The following is a 20449-nucleotide window of genomic DNA, read 5'->3' on the forward strand; positions in this document are numbered from 1 at the left end:
ACGGCAGCCACGCTTGAGTTACAGCGGGCTCGCCCAGATATTTCCCGCTCAACGCAGCCCGTTGCGACGCGCCGATACAGTGGCGATCACGGCAGCGGCCCGCAGCCCATTGGATCCGACGGCAAGCACAACGCGATGACTCAACTGGTGGAACAAGCGACGACGGTCAGGCTGGATGTCTGGCTGTGGGCGGCGCGCTTCTTCAAGACGCGCAGCCTGGCCAAGACGGCGGTGGACAACGGCAAGGTGGACGTCGCCGGCCAGCGGCCCAAGCCCTCGCGCACGCTGCGCAGCGGCGAACAGTTACGCATCGACCGTGGCGGCGAAATCTTCGAAGTCACCGTTGCCGCGCTGAGCGATGTGCGCGGCCCGGCTCCGGTCGCACAGACGCTGTACGTGGAAAGCGATGCCTCACGCGAGGCGCGGGCGCAATGGCGGCTGCAGCGCGCCGCCGAACGTACCGGCTATCGCGCACCCGAGGGCAAGCCGGACAAGCGCGCACGCCGGCTGATCAACGCGCTGGGCGATATCGACGCGTTGTAGCACTGCGCGGGCTATTCGCTGCGAATCGACTGACGGAAACAAGAAACGCCTTGGCATCCGTCATGTTGTTCAATCAATAAAAACGGCGCTTCTCCATCGCGGGGGAAGCGCCGTTCGTGATGCTCTGCTCTCAACCATGCACACCGACCATCTCGACGGGTCCTTGCCCGCTCACCGTCGAGGGACCTTACGCGGCATGGATGCCGCGTAAGAGCCTACAAGGACGTACTTGCGGCGTGTCCCGCGATGGTGGGCGGGCAAGGGCCTTGCAGCCAAACCGCAGACCCGCCGCTCCACTGACGTCTTCCGTGCCGAGTCGGTCTCTTGCGTGCAGTTCAACAGAGAGTTGGAAGCGCACGCACGATGGCGTGCGCCTTGCCACTCACGCCAGATCGAAACGATCCAGCTGCATCACCTTGGTCCAGGCGGCGACGAAGTCCTGGACGAACTTCTCCTGTGCGTCGGCACTGGCATAGACCTCGGCCACCGCACGCAGGATCGAGTTGGAGCCGAACACCAGATCCACGCGCGTGCCGGTCCATTTGGCTTCACCGGTGCTGCGGTCGCGGCCTTCGTAGACCTCCTTCGATTCGGAGGTGGCTTTCCACTCGGTGCGCATGTCGAGCAGGTTGGCGAAGAAGTCGTTGCTCAGCACGCCGGGGCGGGTGGTGAACACGCCATGGCTGGAGTCGCCGACATTGGCGCCGAGCACGCGCAGGCCGCCGACCAGCACGGTCAACTCGGGCGCGGTCAGCGTCAGCAGCTGTGCCTTGTCGATCAACAGCGCCTCAGCGGGCACCGCATAGCGCTGCTTGGCGTAGTTGCGGAAGCCATCGGCCACCGGTTCCAGCACCGCGAACGATTCGACATCGGTCTGCTCCTGCGAGGCATCGGTGCGGCCGGGTGCGAACGGCACGGTGACGCTGTGACCAGCGGCCTGTGCGGCATGTTCGACCGCGGCATTACCGGCCAGCACGATCAGGTCGGCCAGCGAGATCTGCTTGCCGCCCGCCTGCGCGCCGTTGAAGTCGGCCCGGATGCGCTCCAGCGTGCCCAGCACCTGTGCAAGCTGCGCGGGCTGGTTGGCCTGCCAATCCTTCTGCGGTGCCAGACGGATGCGTGCGCCGTTGGCGCCGCCACGCTTGTCCGAGCCGCGGAAGGTCGATGCCGATGCCCACGCGGTGGACACCAGCTGCGCCACGCTCAGGCCGGAATCGAGGATGGTCTGCTTGAGGGCGGCGGCGTCCTGCGCATCGACCAGCGGGTGGTCGACGGCCGGCACCGGGTCCTGCCACAGCAGTTCTTCGCTCGGCACCTCGGTCCCCAGGTAACGCGAGCGCGGGCCCATGTCGCGGTGGGTGAGCTTGAACCAGGCCCGGGCGAACGCGTCGGCGAACTGGTCGGGGTGTTGGTGGAAGCGACGCGAGATGGCCTCATAGGCCGGGTCGAAACGCAGCGCCAGATCGGTGGTCAGCATGGTCGGCCGATGCTTCTTCGCTGCATCGTGGGCGTCGGGAATGATGGCGTCGGCATTCTTGGCCACCCACTGGTGCGCGCCGGCCGGGCTCTTGCTCAGTTCCCACTCGAACTTGAACAGATGGTCGAAGAAGTCGTTGCTCCACTGCGCCGGGGTGGTGGTCCAGGTGACTTCCAGGCCGCTGGTGATGGTGTCGGCACCCTTGCCGCTGCCGTAGCGGTTGTGCCAGCCCAGGCCCTGGCTCTCCAGCTCGCCGGCTTCCGGCTCGGCACCAACGTTGTCGGCCGGGCCGGCGCCGTGGGTCTTGCCGAAGGTGTGGCCGCCGGCGATCAGCGCCACGGTCTCTTCGTCGTTCATCGCCATGCGTGCGAAGGTGTCGCGGATGTCGCGCGCGGCGGCGACCGGGTCGGGCTTGCCGTCCGGGCCTTCCGGATTGACGTAGATCAGGCCCATCTGCACGGCGGCCAGCGGGTTCTCCAGATCGCGGGTGTGCGGCACTTCGCTGTCGTCGTCCTTCACCAGCACGCCGTGCGCTTCGTCCACGCCGGGCGAACCGCGCGAGTAGCGCTCGTCGCCACCCAGCCACTTGGTTTCGCGGCCCCAATACAGGTCCTGATCCGGTTCCCAGGTGTCTTCGCGGCCACCGGCAAAGCCGAAGGTCTTGAAGCCCATGCTTTCCAGCGCGACGTTGCCGGTGAGGATCATCAGGTCGGCCCAGGAGATCGCCTGGCCGTACTTCTGCTTGATCGGCCACAGCAGGCGGCGCGCCTTGTCCAGGCTGACATTGTCCGGCCAGCTGTTGAGCGGTGCGAAGCGCTGCTGGCCGCGACCGCCGCCGCCACGTCCGTCGCCGATGCGGTAGGTGCCGGCGCTATGCCAGGCCATGCGCACGAACAGCGGACCGTAATGGCCGAAGTCGGCCGGCCACCAGTCCTGCGAGTCGGTCATCAGCGCACGCAGTTCCTGCTTGAGCGCGGCCAGATCGATGCGCTTGAACGCCTCGGCATAGTTGAAGGTCTGGCCCAGCGGGTTGGACTTGCTCGAATGCTGGCTGAGCAGGTCCACGCGCAACTGCTTGGGCCACCAATCGCGGTTGGTGGTTCCGGTACCGACGACGGCGTGATTGAAAGGGCACTTTGCTTCGGTTGTCATGGCAATACCTGTGTGCGTGAGCACTTGGGGAGCTGTGTGCCGAAACTGCGGACACGTGCTGGTGGAATCAAAAAGGTGGGCAATGCGTCAGCGGTGGTCATCGATCGAAGGCGCAGATGCGGCCGTGGGGTTATCGAGAATGGTCGCCGGGTGTGCCGATGCTAGCGCCTGCCTGCAGGCGCCGGTATAGGTCGATATGCAGACTGTGACTGGCAGACAGACGCATCAGGCGGACTCATCGTGGTGGCGTGCGCACACGATAAGCAGCATCGATCGGTTGGGGAATTCGAATTATTCAACCATATCGATAGCGAGACGCTATGGATGGCACGCCGGTGCCGAACCGACCTGTTGCTGCGATCTCAGCGCTTGCCGAACAGGCTGCCGCCGAGCTTCATGACATCGCCCAGTCCAAGCTTCCCGTCGCCGTCCTGATCCAGCACGCTGCCCAGCACGCCGTTGATCCCGGTGTCGCTGCTGGCGCGCTGCTGTTCCTGCGCCAGGGCCGGGCCGAGCTGGCTGCTGGCATCGGCATTGCCGCCGAGGAAACGCTTGGCCAGATACGCCATCACGATGGGTGCCAGCAACTGCAGCAGTTGATTGGCCTTGCCGGTTTCCAGGCCGGTGGCCTGGCCCAGACCAGCGGCAGCCTGCGGCGCCCTGTCGCCGAACAGATGCCCCACGATGCCGGCGCCATTGCCTTGCGCACCGCTGGCCGAGCCGCCCAGCAACGTACCGAGCAGGCTGCCGATGTCCGGGCTGCCGGCATGATCGCGCTGCAAGGCACCCAGCAACGCATCGGTGCCGCCGGCCTGCTGGCTGTTACGGCCCAGGGCGCCCATCAACAGCGGCAGCGCGGTCTGCACCGCCGATTGCGCCTGCTCGGGCGCAATGCCGAGCCGGCTGGCGAGCTGCTGCAACTGCGGGCCTTGCAACTGCGCGGCGAGTTGATCGGTCAACGAGGCGGACGTGGTCATGGGTGTCTCCGGTTGGACAAAACGTTGCCGCAGCGTGCGCCCGTCGCGGCAGCAGAGCAACACGGCACGCGTCGCACTGCAGGGCGAGGGCAGCGATGCCGCACAGTGGCAGTCAAGTCACTTCATCCGACAACAACACAGCAACGGGTTGACCAACCCCGCAAAGCATTAGAGCCAGGCAACTACGCTCCTACGATTCCCGATTCCCGATTCCCGATTCCCCGCCCTCAAAGCAACGCCTTCAACCGATACAAGGCTTCCAGCGCCTGCTTGGGCGTGAGTTCGTCCGGGTCCAGCGCCTGCAGCGCTTCCTGCGCAGCGGACGAGGGCGCGGTGAACAGGCCGAACTGTTGCGGGGCGTCCAATGCGGCCGGCGCCATCTGTGCGACATGGCTTTCGCCGCCGCGTTGTTCCAGTTCGGCCAGGCGATGACGCGCCTGGGTCACGGCGGCCTTGGGCAAGCCGGCGAGCGCGGCCACCTGCAGGCCGAAGCTGCGATTGGCCGGGCCGTCCTTGACCGCATGCATGAACACCAGGCGCTCGCCGTGTTCGACCGCGTCCAGATGCACGTTGGCGATGCCGCTGGCACCGCCGGCATGCGATTCGTCGGCCAGTGCGGTGAGCTCGAAGTAATGCGTGGCGAACAGCGTGTAACAGCGGTTGGTATGCGCCAGATGGCGTGCGACGGCATCGGCCAGCGCCAGGCCATCGTAGGTGGAGGTGCCGCGGCCGATCTCGTCCATCAGCACCAGCGATTGCGGCGTGGCGTGATGCAGGATGTAGCTGGTTTCGGCCATTTCCACCATGAAGGTGGACTGCCCGCGCGCCAGATCGTCGCCCGCGCCGATGCGGGTGAGGATGCGGTCGATCGGCCCGATCACCGCGCGGCTGGCCGGCACATAGCTGCCGATGTGCGCCAGCAGCACGATCAGGGCGTTCTGGCGCATGTAGGTCGATTTACCGCCCATGTTCGGGCCGGTGATGACCAGCATGCGGCGGTCGGCATGCAGCTCCAGATCGTTGGGTTCGAACGGCTGGTCGCGCACCGCTTCCACCACCGGGTGGCGGCCGCGTTCGATACGCAGGCAGGGGGCACTCTCCAGTTCCGGCTGCGCCCAGTCCAGCGCCTGCGCGCGCTCGGCGAAGGCGGCCAGCACATCCAGTTCGCTCAATGCACTCGCGCAACGCTTGAGACCTTCCAGCTCGCTGCCGAGTGCATCGAGCAGGCCTTCATACAGCAGTTTTTCGCGCGACAACGAGCGCTCGCGCGCCGACAGCACCTTGTCCTCGAAGCTCTTGAGTTCTTCGGTGATGTAGCGCTCGGCGTTGGTCAGCGTCTGCCGGCGGCTGTAGTGCAGCGGGGCCTTCTCGGCCTGGCCCTTGCTGATCTCGATGTAATAGCCATGCACGCGGTTGTAGCCGACCTTGAGCGTGGCGATGCCGCTGCTGGCGCGTTCGCGCTGTTCCAGGTCGATCAGGAATTGATCGGCATTGGTGGACAGGCGGCGCAACTCATCCAGATCGGCGTCGTAGCCGGTGGCGATCACGCCACCGTCGCTGAGCTTGAGCGGCGGTTGTTCCGCCACTGCGCTGATCAACAGGTGCGCGGTGGCATCGTGCTCGCCGAGTTCGGCATGCAGCGTCTGCAGGCGCGGCGAATCCAGTGGTGCGAGGATCGTACGCATCTTCGGCAACAGCGCCAGTCCATCGCGCAAGGTGGAAAAATCGCGCGGGCGCGCCGAGCGCAGCGCCACGCGGGTGAGGATGCGTTCCAGATCGCCCAGCGCGCGGAAGGCCTCGCGCACGTCGGCATCGGCGCCGCTGTCGATCAGCGTGCCGACCGCGTGGTGGCGCTGCACCAGCACCTCGCGCAGGCGCAGCGGGCGGTGCAGCCAACGTCGCAGCAGGCGCCCGCCCATCGGCGTGACCGTGCTATCCAGCACCCCGAGCAAGGTGTTGCGGGTGTCGCCATCGACGCGCGTGTCCAGCTCCAGATGCCGGCGCGTGGCCGCGTTCATCGAGATCGCTTCGCTGGCTACTTCCATTGCGATGGAGGTCAGATGCGGCAGCCGCTGTTTCTGGGTTTCCTCGACATAGCCCAGCAGCGCGCCAGCGGCGGCCGTAGCGCAGGGCTTGTCGTCGATGCCGAAGCCGGACAGGTCGTGCAACTTGAAGAACGCCAGCAGCTGGCGCCGGCCGCTGTCGGCGTCGAACAACCACGGTGGCCGCCGCCGCACGCCGACGCGGCCACGCAGGAACTCCGGCCAGTTGTCTTCGTCGGGCACCAGCAGTTCGGCCGGTTCCAGGCGTGCGATCTCCGCTTCCAGCGCGTCCACGCTGTCCACTTCGTTGACCAGAAAACGCCCGCCGGCCAGATCGGCCCAGGCCAGGCCGTAGCCTTGCTTGCTGCGCGAGATCGCCATCAGCAAGGTGTCGCGGCGTTCGTCCAGCAGCGCCTCGTCGGTGACCGTGCCGGGGGTGACGATGCGCACCACCTTGCGCTCGACCAGGCCCTTGGCCAGCGCCGGGTCGCCGATCTGTTCGCAGATCGCCACCGACTCGCCCAACGCCACCAGCCGCGCCAGATAGCCCTCGTAGGCATGCACCGGCACGCCGGCCATCGGGATCGGCGCACCGCCGGAGCTGCCGCGCTGGGTCAGGGTGATGTCGAGCAGCCGCGCAGCCTTGCGCGCATCGTCGTAGAACAGCTCGTAGAAATCGCCCATGCGGAAGAACAGCAGCAGGTCGGGGTAGTCCGACTTGGCGGCGAAGAATTGCTTCATCAGCGGGGTGTGCTCTACAGCCCCGTTAGCGTTCTTGGTTTTTTCTTTTGTATCAGTGCTTTGCAAGAAATGTTCTTCCGGGATGTGGCGGTCAATCAGGGTCGCCAGCGGCGAGTAACGGTGATTTGTTGCGAGGCTGTTGCGACGACCCTCCAAACGAGATCAATCGATGTTGCGACGAAACGGTCGAAGCGTTGGAATGGCACAGGATGTTGCGACGGAACCAGGAGCCGCCTCACGTCGGCGCGGACGCAAGTTTAAGCCCACCCACCGACAAATCCTTGCGCTGGCGGTCGAGAGCGTGCCGGCCCTGGGTCCCGGTGGGCGATTTGCCATTGGGCCGGGGCCTTCAAACGTCCATCGCCGGATCGCTCAACGCATACCGCCGCTGTCGCAGATGAATCGGCGACAGCGGCGCTAGTGCGCACGGCTGCCGGCTGGGCGGCCTGGCACCTGAGCGTGTGGCTCGGTCAGCCCAGGCACTTGCCGCTACGTCATGACCTGTGGACTTGCCGCAAGTCAGTACCAGCCAAGATGAGACCTCGACGGTCAATGTTGATGCCAAAACTTGGCAGGTGTTGGCACGCCGACGCTGTCGTGCGGTCCTTGTTGGTTGTCGTCGGTCAGCCATTGTCCGTTCTGTTCGCGGAACGCGCTTCGCGTACGCAAGATGCAGCCATGCGAGCACCCACAACGCAGCGTGCGGCGCGGCCATCAGCCATCAAACGACGCATGCCCGGCTTGCTTGGCGCGCTGTTCGGCGCTCGCCGCGCAAAGGCCCGCGTGTGCGCGGCGCATTGCACAAACCGCCTGTTGCTTTGGAACTCTTTCGCCTTGGGAAAAGCTAAGATCGAAACTTGTGCAAAGTCGGAGGCGCTAATGATCGATCGTCGTACCTTTCTTGCCACGGGTGTGGTGGCCGCCGCCAGCTTCAGTGCCTCGGCAGCTCGCATCGCGCAAACGCCACGCGCCAGCAGCCCCGCGCCGTGGGGTGCGGTGCCCAGTGCGCGACAGCTGCGCTGGCATCGGTGGGAGCAATACGCCTTCGTGCATTTTGCGATGAACACCTTCACCGACAAGGAATGGGGCTACGGCGACGAGGATCCGCGCAAATTCGATCCCAGCGATTTTTCAGCCGATCAGATTGTTGCTGCTGCCAAGGCCGGCAATCTGAAAGGGCTTATTTTCACGGCCAAGCATCACGATGGGTTTTGTCTTTGGCCGACGCGCCTGACCGAGCATTGCATCCGGAACTCGCCCTACAAGAACGGCAAGGGTGACATCGTCGGCGAAATGGCAGCGGCGTGTCGTCGCGCTGGCCTGGCGTTCGGCATCTACCTGTCCCCCTGGGATCGCAATCATGCCGAGTATGGGCGTCCCGGCTATCTCGACTATTTCCGCAAGCAGATCGTCGAACTCTGCACGGGTTATGGCGACCTGTTCGAGTTCTGGTTCGACGGCGCCAATGGCGGCGACGGCTACTACGGTGGAGCGCGCGAATCGCGCAAGATCGATGCGCCCGCTTACTACAATTGGCCACGGATGATCGAGCTTGTGCATCGGCACCAGCCGATGGCCTGCACCTTCGACCCGCTCGGCGCCGATATCCGCTGGGGCGGCAACGAGGACGGTATCGCCGGCGATCCGAGCTGGCCAACCATGCCCAATGCCCCGTATACCCAGGAAAACGGCAATTCCGGTGTGCGCGGTGGTGCGCTGTGGTGGCCGGCCGAAACCAACACCTCGATCCGCCCTGGCTGGTTCTACCATGCCGATGAAGACGGCAAGGTGCGCAGCCCGGAGAATCTGGTGCGCTATTTCGACACCTCGGTCGCGCGTGGCACCAACATGAACCTCAATCTTCCGCCCGACCGACGCGGCCGCATCCCCGACCACGATGTGGCTGTGCTGCAGAGTTTTGGCGACGCGATCCGCGCCAGCTTCGCCATTGATTTGGCCAAGGGTGCCAAGGCCAGTGCCAGCGCATCGCGTGGCCCCGGGTTCGAGCCGGCGCGCGTCCTCGACCGCCAGCCGGACAGCTACTGGTCCACGCCGGACGAGGTCACCACGCCGACGCTGACGCTGGAGTTGTCGGCGGTGCACAGCTTCGACCTGATCCGGCTGCGCGAGTATCTGCCGCTGGGCGTGCGCGTCACCCGCTTCGCGGTCGAAGCCGAGGTCGATGGGCAATGGCGGCGGCTGGCCGAAGCGCAGTGCATCGGTGCACAGCGCATCGTGCGACTGGATCGCCCGGTCGCCGCACGCCGGGTGCGCCTGCTCGTGCTGGAGGCGCCGGTGTGCCCGGCGATCAGCGAATTCGCGCTGTTCCGCGCCGTCGCGCCGGTGCCGGTCGCGCGGCCGACCACGAACGCGCCAGACGTGCTGTCCACCGCCGGCTGGCGAATCGTCGAGGCCAGCGCGCCAGGCGCGGACACGTTGCTCGACGACGATGCCAGTACGATCTGGATCACGCCCGCTCCCACGCCGGGCCATCCCGTACAAGCGACCATCGACCTCGGTGCGCTGCGTCAGGTTGCCGGTTTCAGCCTCACGCCCTCGCGTACGGTGATGAACGGTGCGGCGCCGCCTAAAGGCTATCGCGCTGAAACCAGCGAAGATGGGCAGCACTGGCAGCCGGCTGGCGCCGGCGAGCTGTCCAATATCGCCTATGCGCTCTCGACCCAGCGCCTGAATTTCCCCGAGATCCGCCAGATCCGCTACCTGCGGCTGTCGTTCGCGGAGACGGCGGTGCCCGCCGACCGGTTGGCGATCGCGGGTATCGGTGCGTTCTCGCGCTTGCGATGAGGCTTGCGCTCCCGCGCCGCCACGCGCCGCGCGGGAGCACATCGTTGCGGTGACGCAGTGTCGCGGGCATGAGATGGATCAGGCGAAGCGATGCAGAGATCAATCACGTGTTCGCAGCACGCGGTGACCTGAATCTTGAACTGTGCTTGCACACCGCCGTTCCGGATGACGCGCTATTGTGCGCGGCGCACGAGGCAAGCGATTCGGTTGGGTATGGAACAGAAACAGCAAGAGTGGATGCAGGCCGTGACCGAGGCGCTCAGCGACCTGCTGGCCGCACGCGTGGCGCAGGCCACGCTGCTGGAAGCGATGATGGTCTCGCATCCCGACCCGGTGATGCTGCGCAAGGCGTGGGACGAGCTGTCGTCCCAGCGCATCGCGTATGTGGCGCAGAAAAAGGCGGTCGCCGCCGATCCGCGGCCGATGGATGCCTACACGCTTGAGCAGTTCCAGGCGTGGGAAGAAAAGCTCAGCCGCTACTTTCCGCGTGCGCCGGATGCAGGGAGCACGGATGCGTGAACCGGCCCGCCAGCAATCCAGTCGCGCGACCTAGCGGCGGTGGGCCGGGCGGGTGTCGCCACTGCCTGTCGCTTGCGCACGCAGGCGCAGGCGACTGACTGTGCCGGGAGCCGGTCATGGACTCCCAGTCTTGCGGTCGGTTGGTGCCGACATGGTTCCTGATGATCACTGCAGCCGCTGCCACGGCCTGCGTCAGGCCACCGATGCGCGCGGTTTGGCCTTGTCGGCCTCCAGGCGCAGGGTGGCAGCGGCAAGGCCGGGTGCGGTGGCCTGCAAGACGATGCTGCCGGCGCTGCGCGTGCTCTGCAGCAGGGCCGCACACAGTCCATTGAAGGCCTTGCGTTGCGGTGCCTTGTCGTCCTCATGGCTGGCGGGGTCGCCGTTGCCCACGCCGATCAGCCGCGCAGGGCCGCGCAGCGCGAACTGCACCAGGTTGTCGGCGGTCGGCACCAGGCGGCCCTGCGCATCGACGATCTCCACCTTGACCACCGCCACGTCTTCGGCATCGGCGCGCACTGCATTGCGGTCGCAGCTCAGGCGGATCGCTGCCGGCTTGCCGGCCGTCTCGCGGCGTTCGCTGAGCACCAAGTTGCCAGCGCGATAGCCGCGTGCCTCGATCACGCCCGGTGCGTAGGCCACGCGCCATTCGACATGGCCGTAGGCCGGCACCTGCTGCAGGCCCTGGCTGACGCCGTTGACCAGCAGTTCCACCGCTTCGAGATTGCTGTGGCACCAGACCTGGATGCGGCCCTTGTCATCGGGCTGCAGCAGGCCGTCCCAGTTCCAGTGCGGGAACAGATGCAGCACCGGTTCGCTGGTCCATTGCGCGCGGTAGTACCAGTAGTTGTCCTTGGGAAACCCGCAGCTGTCGAGCACGCCGAATTGCGAGGCGACATTCGGCCAGCGGTTGTAGGGCGTGGGTTCGCCGCGGTAATCGAAGCCGGTCCAGATGAAGCCGCCAGCGATATATGGGCGCTGCGCGACATAGCTCCACCAGGCTTCGGCGGTGCTGGCCCACCATGGGTGGTCGGTGTCGTAGGCGCGGGTGTAGCCGCGCGCGTCGTCGCGCCGGTAGTTGCCGCGCACCGACACCGTGCTGCCGGTTTCGCTGCCGTAGATCGGAATGTGCGGGTATTGCGCGTGGAAGCCGTCCATCTGGCTGGTGCGGTAGTTGAAGCCGACCACATCCACGACCTGGCCGACGCCATCGCCAAAGCCCTTGTCCATGGCGAAAGTGGTGGGGCGGGTGGGATCGAGCTGGCGCACGCGTTGTTGCATGCGGCTGACGATGCGCGCGCCGCGCTCGGTGACCTGCTGCGGCTCTTCGTTGCCGAGCGACCACAGGATCACGCTGGGATGATTGCGCCCGCGCCGCACCATCGTCTCCAGCTCGCCCATGGCTTCGGGGTCGGTGGACATGCGGCGGGTTTCCTCGATCACGAACATGCCGAGCCGGTCGCACAGCGCGAGCAGTTCGGGCGTGGCCGGATTGTGCGAGCTGCGGTACGCGTTGCAGCCCATCGACTTGAGCTGGCGCAGGCGCCATTCGTGCAGGCTGTCGGGGATGGCGGTGCCGACGCCGGCGTGGTCCTGGTGGTTGTTGGTGCCGTGCAGCTTGAGCGGCGTGCCGTTCAACAGGAAGCCGCGTTGTGCATCGAAGACGGCCGTGCGCACGCCGAACGGGGTGACCAGCGCATCCACCGCCTTGCCATCGCTGTGCACGCTGGTGGTCAGGCGGTAGAGCTGCGGGGTGTCGATCGACCATAGCGCCGCTTCGCCGAGTGGCAGGGTCTGTTCGACGAGGTGCACCTGGCCGGGTGCAACAGTGACCGCGGCGCTGGCTGCCTGTGCGACGACGCGTCCATCCGGCGCGGTCACGCGCGCCTGCACCGTGCACTGGCGCGGGGCGCTGCCGTCGTTGCGCACCTCGGTGGACAGCTGCGCGGTGGCGGTGGTGCCTTGCAGCGTGCTGCGCACGAACACGCCGTCCTGCGGCAGATGCAGCGGATCGGTCTTGTGCAACCACAGATGGCGATAGATGCCGGCGCCTTCGTAGAACCAGCCTTCGCCCAGGGTGGCATCCACGCGCACCGCGATCAGGTTGGGCTTGCCGTAGTCGAGCACGTCGCTGAGGTCGACCTCGAAGCCGCAATAGCCGCTGGCATTGCGCCCGACGATGTGGCCATTGCAGAACACGATGCAGTCGCGGAACACGCCGTCGAACACCAGGCTGATGCGCTTGCCCAGATCGTCTGCGGGAATCTGCAGCACGCGGCGATACCAGCCGACGCTGGTTTCCGGAAAGCTCGTGCCCAGCGGTTTGTAGCCGTGCGCGGCGGCCGGATCTTCCTCGGTGATGGTGGCCGAGATCGGTTCCTGCCGGAAGGGCAGGGTGACGGCCCAGTCGTGCGGCAGATCCAGCAGTTCCCAGCCACTGTCGTCGAAGGCGAGTTGCGCGGCGGTCGCAGTGTCCTTGCCGGCCTTGGCGAAGCTGCGCTGGAAGGTACCGAACTCGAAGTCGCGCGCTGGGTCGCTGGCATGGCCCAGATGGAAGCGCCAGCCGAAGTCGAACAGCAGCCGTTCGCGCGGTGCCAACGCTGCATCGCCGAGCGCGGCAAGCGGCGTGGCGGTGTTACCTGCAGCTGGTGCTGCAGCGGCGATGGCGGGCAGCAACGCACCGGCCGTACCGACCGGAAGTGCAGCGCTTACGCCGCTGGCGAGCATGCCGCGCAGCAGTTCGCGGCGATTGATGCCGGTCATGGCTGGGTCCTCTTGTCGGTATCCGCAGCGTTGCCTGGCGTGCCCGCAGCAGGCTTGCTTGTCGTTGCAGGTACGCCGGTATACGGGTGGCGCATGAAGTCGATCGCCGGCAGCACTTCATTGCCATGCTTGAAGTCGAAGAAGCTGGCGTTTTCCCACGACGAGCCGGTGCCCCAGCGTGTCTTGCAGCTGCTGCTGGTCCATACCGGCTCCCAGTACACGACGCCGGCGCCGCCGGTGTCGATCACCAGCTGGGTGAGGTCGACCATGTAGCGGAACTGGCCCTGCGGCGTGGCCGGGTAGCCGGGAATCAGCGAGTCTTGGCCGAGCAGATTGTGCGAGGTGTCGCCGGAGTCCAGCGTCCACGGATAGGCGGTTTCCACCACCACCACGTCGGCATCAAAGCGGCCGCGCAGGCGCTTGATGGTCTTGCCCAGCTCGGCCATCGACTGGGTCGACCACTTGCGGTAGTAGCTGATGCCGATCAGATCGTAGTCGGTGACGCCGGCCTTGGTCGCGGCGGCAAACCACGGTTCCACATTCTCCGGCTGGGCGATATGCAGCATCACCCGCGGCTTGATCGCCGAGCGTGCGCCGATGTCGCGTACCGCCTTGATGCCGGCGTTGAACAGCTTGGCGTTGCGCTGCCAGTCGATGGGGCGCTTTTTGTCCCACGGCTTGCTGTCCATCAGATCGGAATTGCTTTCGTTGCCCACTTGCACCAGCTCCGGCATCAGGCCGGCACGGTCGAGCGCGCTGAGCGTGTCATAGGTGAAGCCGTACAGCGTGCGCGCCAGTTCATCGGTATCGGTGATGCTGGCCCAGGCCTTAGGAATCAGCTGTTTTTCGCCGTCGGCCCAGTCGTCGGAATAGTGCAGGTCCAGCAGCACCTGCATGCCTTGCGCGCGTGCGCGTGCGATGGTCTTCTTGACGTCGGACAGGTCGCTGTAGCGGGTCCAGCGGGCATCGTTCCACAACCGCACGCGCACCAGATTGGCGCCGTGCGCATGGAACAGTTCGAACGGGTCCTTGACCACGCCGTTCTCGCGGTACTGCACACCGCATTCCTCCATCTCGTTGACGTAGGACAGGTCCGCGCCCAGATACAGCGTGGCGGGGGCCGGGGCGGCGTGTGCGAAGGTGGAGATGGCCAGCGCGAGCAGCGCGGGCGTCCAGAGGCGGCGTGTGGAGCGCATGCAATTCCTCGACAGATGAAACGCGGAGCGGGTGACAGCCTGCCGCATGCGGCGGTGCCGTCGTGCGGGCGGTGCGCGCAATCACAACGTCAGTGACGTAGGCGATTGCGCACACCGCGCGCAGTGGTGGAGCAGGCGTGCAACAGCGGTGTCAGCGGTGCTTTAGAACTTGTAGGTCGCTTCCAGCGCGTAGCGACGGCCGAACACCTGATAGCCGCCGTCGTCCTGGTTGGCCAGACGGTTGGGCTTGTTGTCGGTGTAGGCGCGCAGCGGTTCGTTGGTGAGGTTGCCGGCCTGGAAGCGGAAACCGAGCTGCTTGCTGTACTGCCAGTTCAGGCTCAGATCCACCGTGCCTTCGCTCTGCAGCCGTGCCAGCCGCGCCGCATTCCAGCCGTACACCACGGTGTAGGGGCTGTGGTACTTGTAACCCACGCGCGCCTCGAAGCTGCCGTTGCTGTACCACAGGTCGAAGGTGCCGGTCTTGCGTGCCAGCCCGCTCAGCGGCAGCGGGTTGTCTTCCGGTGAGAATTCCTTGAGGTTGGAATCGACCAGCGAGAAGTTGGAGTAGACGCCGAAGTTTTCCATGTGCGGGATGAAGTAGAACGGCGTCTGGAAGGTGAGTTCCACACCGTTGATATGCCCGCCGCCGCCATTGAACGGCGCACTGACCAGGTAATCCAGGCCGTTGATCACTTCGCGGTCGGTGCGGTAGCCGATGCTGGAATCCACTTCCTTGCGATACACCGCAATCGCCGCCAGCGCTTCCTTGTGGAAGTACCACTCGTAGGACAGGTCGACCTGGGTGGCCTTGAATGGATCCAGCTGCGGGTTGCCGCCGCTGCCGGTGAGCTGGCCGACGGTGACGTTGGGGTCGTCCAAGCGCCGGCCGGTGCGCAACTCGTCCAGTGGCGGACGTGCGATGACCTTGGCCACCGCAAAGCGCAGGATGCGTTGATCGTCGATCAGGAAGTTGACGGTGGCACTGGGCAACACGTCGGTATATTCCTTGCTGTCGCTGCTGGCCTGCACGGTGGTGCCGACCGAATCGAAGCCGTCGCTGGTGGTCTTGGTGTTGACCAGGCGCACGCCGATGTTGCCGGTGACATCGGTGCCGAACAGCTGCGAGCTGAACACCGCCTTGGCGAAGGCTTCGCGCACGTCTTCCTTGACGTTCCAGTGGTCGAGCAACTGCTCGTCGAGCGTGGCCGGGTCGAAACCGCCGAAGCCGATCTGGGCGATGGCATCCATGTTGCCGCCGGTCAGCGTGGGCACGTTCAAGTCCGGCATGGTCACCGGATAGATCAGGCCCTGGTACGCCGAGATCGGTTGGTCGTAACCGGACTGGTTGCTGATGAAGCGGCGGTTCTGCTTCTCGCGGCGCGCGGCGCGTGCGCCGAATTCCAGTGAGGTGAACGCCGCGGCATCGACCGGGCGGCTGGCGTTGAGCGCCAGCGCGGCGATCTTGTCGCGCAGCCCCTGCGGCTCGGTCTGGCCGGCGATGCCCCACTCGGGCGTGTCCGAGCTGGTGCTGATGGTGGGGGTGACGCTGCGGCGGAAATCGAACGAGACGGTGTCCGGGTTGCTGCCGAAGCGCACCGCCTGCCAAGTGTTGTCGCGCTTGGCCTGCGAGAACGACAGGTCACTGCCCAGCGTCCACACATCGCCGCTCCACTTGGCGTTGAGGCCGCCGGCAGTGAGCGTCTTGACCTCGTTGTAGTGGCTGACCACATGGTCGACCTGCAGGTTCGAGTTGGCCAGCGTGCCGGCCACCACGTCGCCATCGACGATAGTGTAGGACGAGCCCGGCGTGGTGTACGGATTGGCGCCGGTCGAGAAGGTGCTGTAGGCCAGGCCGTTGAACCAGTTCTGCAACTGGTCCTCGTCGATCTCGATACGCGAATACAGGCCGTCGAACTTCAACTCGAAGTTGCCCGAGCGCCATTGCACGGTGCCCATCGCACCGGTGCGGGTCTGCTCGGTCAGCTTGAGCTGGTCGGCCGCGCCCCACGGGGTCGGGTCCACGCGGCCGTCGCCGTCCACATCGCGCGAGGTGGTGGCATCGGTATAGCCCCAGCTGCCGATCGAGGAGTTGGAGTTCTTCTGTTTCTGGTAGGTGGCACCCAGCGCAACCGCGAGGTTGTCGTTAATCTGGTGCACCCAGCTGGCACCGAAGCGGCTGCCCCACGGGGAATAGCCGTCCACGTCCTTGGCGTGGTCGTAGAACACCGGGCCGGCGGTGCCGACAAAGCCCGGGCCGGTGTAGTCCAGCGGGCTGATGGTGGAGATGTCCACCGTCGCGGCAAGGCCGCCGGCGACCAGGTCCGCCGACTGGGTCTTGTAGACCTTGACGGTGGAGACGATCTCGGTGGGAAACACTTCCCAGCGCACGGCGCGATTGGGCTCGGAGGAGGCGATTTCGCGCCCGTTGACGGTGCCCATGGTCATGCGCGGGCCAAGGCCACGCACGGTCGCCAGGCTCTCGTTGCCGCGGTCGCGGGTACCGTTGACGCCGGGCAGGCGCACCAGCGCTTCGGCGACGGTAACATTGGGCATCTGGCCCATGTTGTCGGCGGAGATCACTTCCATGACGTGATCGGACATCTGCTTGGCCTGCACCGCCTGGTTCAGGCTGGCGCGCTGGCCGATCACGGTGATGTTGTCGAGCGTGACCGGCGGCGCAGCCGTGGTGGTGGCATCAGTGGCCGGCGGCGCGGCAGGCGCGCTGTCCTGTGCGTGCGCACTGAACGCGGTGGCCAGCACACAGGCGATGGTGGTGCAGAGAACGTCGCGCACGGGGGTGCGGCGCAGGCGCATGCGCCGGCTGGCCGGGTGGCCGGTGTGGTGAACGGGCATCGTTTGATCCCTCCCAGGACAAAGTTACCGAATGAAATAGTGGCCGCTGGTGCGGCGCTGTGGCGCGGCTGCGCGTTGGCGTGTCCAACGCGGGCATGGCGGTTGCTGCGGTGTGGAGCTGATTGATCGTTTGCGTGACGCTGCGACGATGGTCGATCGCCTTGACGTCCCCCTGTCCTGCATGTGTCCGCTTCAGGGTAGAAGCGCAAGTCATTCCATTCCAATGAAGCATTTTGCGGGAGCTATCTCGCGTTGGAATGCTGCAGTGCAGCGGTAGCGTCTGCCCGGTCACAGTTGCGGTGTGCGTGGCCTGTACCGCGGACCAAGGTTGCCTGGTCGGCGCGACGGACCAGGGTTCTGCACTAGCGCGGGTGGGCAGATAACCGGGGCAATGCCGGAAAGGCGCGCTGCATGCAGTCGTTGCGTTCGCAGGTCAGGCAGCCGGGGCCGATCGGCACCGCATCGTCCACCGCGTCCAGGTCCCAGCCGCGCGCATACACCAGTTGATCGGCATGGCGCAGGTCGCAGCCCATCGCCAACGCAAAGGTCTTGCGCGGGCGGCCGTAGCCGGGCGCGCCGCTGCTGACCTGGCGCGCCAGCCAGAAGTAGCGCCGGCCATCGGGCATGCGCGCGATCTGGGTCAGGATGCGGTCGGGCTGGTTGAAGGCCTCATAGACGATCCACAGCGGACAGGCGCCGCCGACATGCGAGAAGTGGAAGTCGGTGGCCGAGTGGCGCTTGGACACGTTGCCGGCACGATCGACCCGCATGAAGAAGATCGGCAGCCCGGCCGCACCGCGCCGCTGCAAGGTGCTGAGCCGGTGGCAGACCGCCTCGAAGCCGACGCCGAAGCGATCGGCCAGCCATTCGATGTCGTAGCGCGAGCGCTGGGCGCTGCGCAGGAATTGGCCATACGGCATCACCAGCGCGCCGGCGAAATAGTTCGACAGCCCGATCCGTGACAACGCGATACGCTCGGCATCTTCGAAGCCGGCATCGGCGATGCGTGCGTCGAGCAAGGGCGCGCATTCCAGCAAGGCCAGTTGCGCGGCCATCTGGAAGGCCTGCTGGCCAGGGCGCAGATGCGCGGGCAGCCACAGCACGCGCGCCTGCGTATCCACACTGCGCTTGTCGCTGTGCAGATCGGGCGCGTCCTGCACCAGCAGGCCGTGGCGATCGGCCAGGCGTTGGCGCAGCCGCAGCGGCAGGTTGTCCGAGGTCAGGCCGAGTTCGGCATACAGCGCCTCGGCGCGCTCATCCAGTTCCGGCAGATAGTTGTGCGCGCGGTTGAAGTAATCGCGCACCTGCTCGCCCGGCGACAGCGAGGGCAGTGCGGCGTGGTCGGCGCCGATCTGTATTTCCAGTGCGGCGGTGCGCTCGAGCAGGTGCTGGTGGGCGCGGTGCAGGTCCAGCAGGGCCTGGGCCACCTGCGGCAGGTTGCCGGTGAGCACGCGCAGTTCGGCGGCCGAGAGGCTGTGGCCCAGGCTGCGCAGCGATTCGTCCAGCGGCTCGACCAGCGCGGCCGGGTCGTCCAGGTCGAGCAGGCCGTCCAGATCGCCCAGGGTGGCTTTGAGCCGCTGCTGGATTGCCAGGGTCAGGGGGCGCTGGTTGCGCTCGATCTGGTTGAGGTAGCTCGGCGACAGCCCGAGCCGGCGTGCCAGCTCCGCCTGGGTCAGGCCGTGGCGCTGGCGCAGCCGCTGCAGGCGCAGGCCGAGCTGGTGGCGGAGCGGGAGGGACGACTGCGGCATTCGCAAGATTCGCAAAATAGTGGCGGCAGCTTAGCGCGATTAAGCAGTCTCGGGCTGGGAATGCCAGGTCCCGCTGCGAACAATGCGAAGTATCCGTAGCGACCTTCTGCGAGCGACCCTGCAATGAGTGATTCCGTCCCGCGCGTTTCCCTGTTGATCGACGGCCAGTTCGTCACCTCCGCCAGCACCCATTGGCAGGACGTGGTCAACCCGGCCGATCAGTCGGTGCTGGCACAGGTGCCGTTCGCCACCACTGGCGAAGTGGCCGCGGCGGTGGCGGCGGCCAGCCAGGCCTTCGTGAGCTGGCGCAAGACCCCGATCGGCACGCGTGCGCGCATCTTCCTCAAGTACCAGCAGCTGATCCGCGAACACATGCCCGAGCTGGCCGCGCTGCTCAGCGCCGAGCAGGGCAAGACCCTGGCCGATGCCGAAGGCGATGTGTTCCGCGGGCTGGAAGTGGTGGAACACGCCGCGGCAATCGGCAACCTGCAGTTGGGCGAGTTGGCCAACAACGTCGCCAACGGCGTGGACACCTATAGCCTGCTGCAGCCGCTGGGCGTGTGCGCGGGCATCACCCCGTTCAACTTCCCGGCGATGATTCCGTTGTGGATGTTTCCGATGGCCATCGCCACCGGCAACACCTTCGTGCTCAAGCCCTCCGAGCAGGACCCGATGGTGACCATGCGGCTGGTGGAATTGGCGCTGGAGGCGGGCATTCCCAAGGGCGTGCTCAATGTCGTGCACGGCGGCGAAGACGTGGTCAACGCGTTGTGCGACCACCCGGACATCAAGGCGCTGTCGTTTGTCGGTTCGACCAGGGTCGGCACGCACGTCTATCGGCGCGCCTCGCTGGCAGGCAAGCGCGTGCAATGCATGATGGGTGCGAAAAACCATGCCGTGGTGCTGCCGGACGCCAATCAGGAGCAGACGCTCAATGCGATGGTCGGCGCCGCCTTCGGTGCGGCCGGCCAGCGCTGCATGGCGGCATCCACACTGGTGCTGGTGGGCGAGGCGCGGCAATGGATTCCGGCGCTGGTGGCCAAGGCCAGGGGCCTGACCCTGGGCGCGGGCAATGCGCCGGGCACCGAGGTCGGGCCGCTGATCTCCTGCGCGGCGCGCGAGCGTGTGGAAGGCTTGATCGCCTCCGGCGTCGAGCAGGGCGCCACACTGGAACTGGATGGGCGCGCGCCCAGCGTGCCGGGCTTCGAGCAGGGCAACTTCGTCGGCCCGACGATCTTCTCCGGCGTGCGGCCGGGCATGCGCATCTACGACGAGGAAATCTTCGGCCCGGTGCTGGTGATCCTGGAGGCGGCCACGCTGGACGAGGCCATCGCCCTGGTCAATGCCAACCCCAATGGCAATGGCACCGCCTTGTTCACCCAGTCCGGCGCGGCGGCGCGGCGTTTCCAGGAAGACATCGACGTGGGCCAGGTCGGCATCAACGTGCCGATCCCGGTGCCGGTGCCGCTGTTCTCGTTCACCGGATCGCGTGCCTCAAAGCTCGGCGACCTGGGCCCGTACGGCAAGCAGGTGGTGATGTTCTACACCCAGACCAAGACCGTGACCGCGCGCTGGTTCGACGACGAAACGCTGGGCCACGGCGTCAACACCACCATCTCCCTCAAGTGACACGATC

Annotated in this window: 11 protein-coding genes; 4 read left to right on the top strand and 7 right to left on the bottom strand. The window is 66.2% G+C overall.

The window, feature by feature from the left end; genetic code table 11:
• The first annotated feature begins 135 nt into the window (after positions 1-135).
• A complete protein-coding gene (locus DGN21_RS06260) occupies positions 136-543 on the top strand; it encodes an RNA-binding S4 domain-containing protein (protein ID WP_039528472.1) in 408 nt (135 codons plus the stop codon).
• A 382-nt stretch (positions 544-925) separates the two neighbouring features.
• On the opposite strand, the gene katG is transcribed toward DGN21_RS06260, so the two are convergent.
• The 3 genes from katG to mutS form a co-directional block, all read right to left on the bottom strand.
• Entirely contained in the window at positions 926-3172 is a 2247-nt protein-coding gene (gene katG, locus DGN21_RS06265) for a catalase/peroxidase HPI (RefSeq protein ID WP_102256849.1), read from the bottom strand.
• Between the two features lie 362 nt (positions 3173-3534).
• Positions 3535-4149 carry a DUF937 domain-containing protein gene (locus DGN21_RS06270; protein WP_126965700.1) on the bottom strand — a complete coding sequence of 205 codons (615 nt, stop codon included), beginning with the start codon at positions 4147-4149 and terminating at the stop codon, positions 3535-3537.
• A 227-nt stretch (positions 4150-4376) separates the two neighbouring features.
• The gene (gene mutS / locus DGN21_RS06275) at positions 4377-6998 is read right to left on the bottom strand and encodes a DNA mismatch repair protein MutS (RefSeq protein WP_126965701.1); all 2622 of its coding nucleotides are present in this window, start codon (positions 6996-6998) and stop codon (positions 4377-4379) included.
• Positions 6999-7811: 813 nt separating this feature from the next.
• Between mutS and DGN21_RS06280 the strand changes: the two genes are divergently transcribed.
• Together DGN21_RS06280 and DGN21_RS06285 are read left to right on the top strand one after the other, a co-directional pair.
• Entirely contained in the window at positions 7812-9737 is a 1926-nt protein-coding gene (locus DGN21_RS06280) for an alpha-L-fucosidase (protein WP_126965752.1), read from the top strand.
• A gap of 165 nt (positions 9738-9902) precedes the next feature.
• Complete coding sequence (locus tag DGN21_RS06285) at positions 9903-10256, top strand: hypothetical protein (protein ID WP_126965702.1); 354 nt, start codon at positions 9903-9905, stop codon at positions 10254-10256.
• Positions 10257-10448: 192 nt separating this feature from the next.
• On the opposite strand, the gene galA is transcribed toward DGN21_RS06285, so the two are convergent.
• The 4 genes from galA to DGN21_RS06305 form a co-directional block, all read right to left on the bottom strand.
• Complete coding sequence (galA, locus tag DGN21_RS06290; protein ID WP_126965703.1) at positions 10449-13016, bottom strand: beta-galactosidase GalA; 2568 nt, start codon at positions 13014-13016, stop codon at positions 10449-10451.
• Positions 13013-14212 (bottom strand): arabinogalactan endo-1,4-beta-galactosidase, encoded by a 1200-nt coding sequence (locus DGN21_RS06295; RefSeq protein ID WP_126965704.1) that lies wholly within the window; start codon positions 14210-14212, stop codon positions 13013-13015. Before DGN21_RS06295 ends, galA begins: the two co-directional genes overlap by 4 nt.
• Before the next feature lie 162 nt (positions 14213-14374).
• Positions 14375-17065, bottom strand: coding sequence for a TonB-dependent receptor (locus DGN21_RS06300; protein WP_126965705.1), 2691 nt, complete (start codon positions 17063-17065; stop codon positions 14375-14377).
• A gap of 362 nt (positions 17066-17427) precedes the next feature.
• Positions 17428-18813, bottom strand: coding sequence for a short-chain fatty acyl-CoA regulator family protein (locus DGN21_RS06305; protein WP_046342092.1), 1386 nt, complete (start codon positions 18811-18813; stop codon positions 17428-17430).
• A gap of 123 nt (positions 18814-18936) precedes the next feature.
• Here DGN21_RS06305 and DGN21_RS06310 point away from each other — a divergent pair, with 123 nt between their 5' ends.
• On the top strand, positions 18937-20442 hold the full coding sequence (locus DGN21_RS06310; protein WP_065031849.1) for a CoA-acylating methylmalonate-semialdehyde dehydrogenase: 1506 nt from the start codon (positions 18937-18939) through the stop codon (positions 20440-20442).
• Positions 20443-20449: the final 7 nt, after the last annotated feature.

It is taken from the genome of Xanthomonas sp. MLO165 (assembly GCF_018831305.1).
Classification (GTDB): domain Bacteria; phylum Pseudomonadota; class Gammaproteobacteria; order Xanthomonadales; family Xanthomonadaceae; genus Xanthomonas; species Xanthomonas arboricola.